Genomic DNA, 501 nt, shown 5'->3' with positions numbered 1-501 from the left:
CACAGGCTCACGCATACTTTTCTCGCGAAACATCCGTTCGTAGTGAATCAATCATGCTGTCATCTTTGGTTTATTGCGCGCAATTATCGGGTGAACATGCATCGTTATCATGCGCTTTTCTATGTCGAGCTCGTCAAGGCCACCTTGGTAAACATTCGTCCTTATGATCCTCGAAAATTGAATCAGCAAAGCACTGTGCTTTGTTTTCAATGGTACGAGAAGCATCCTTGCTAGTTTCTGAAAAGAAATGGCTGATGGCAAGGACACAACTAGAGGTAAAAGAATGACAGAAAAAGCTCAAAGCGCTCCCCAATCTCAAATCAGTTTTTTACTGTTTCTTGTGCTCGGTGCAATTGGCGCACTAACGCCATTGGCGATCGACATGTATCTACCGGCAATGCCGACCATCGCAAAAGATTTGGGCGTTGCACCTGGTGCGGTTCAAATTACATTGACGGCTTATACGGCGGGTTTTGCGATTGGTCAGTTAATTCATGGGCC

The 501-nt window shown here is 45.5% G+C and carries 1 pseudogene; it reads left to right on the top strand.

From position 1 onward, the window contains the following. Positions 1-283: 283 nt before the first annotated feature. Positions 284-501: pseudogene (locus R7O13_RS31425) on the top strand (Bcr/CflA family multidrug efflux transporter); the annotation flags it as partial.

The sequence above is a fragment of the Vibrio sp. Y176 genome (assembly GCF_033438945.1).
Note: the sequence above shows the minus strand (reverse complement) of the source record. Positions and strands in the feature narration are given on the sequence as shown.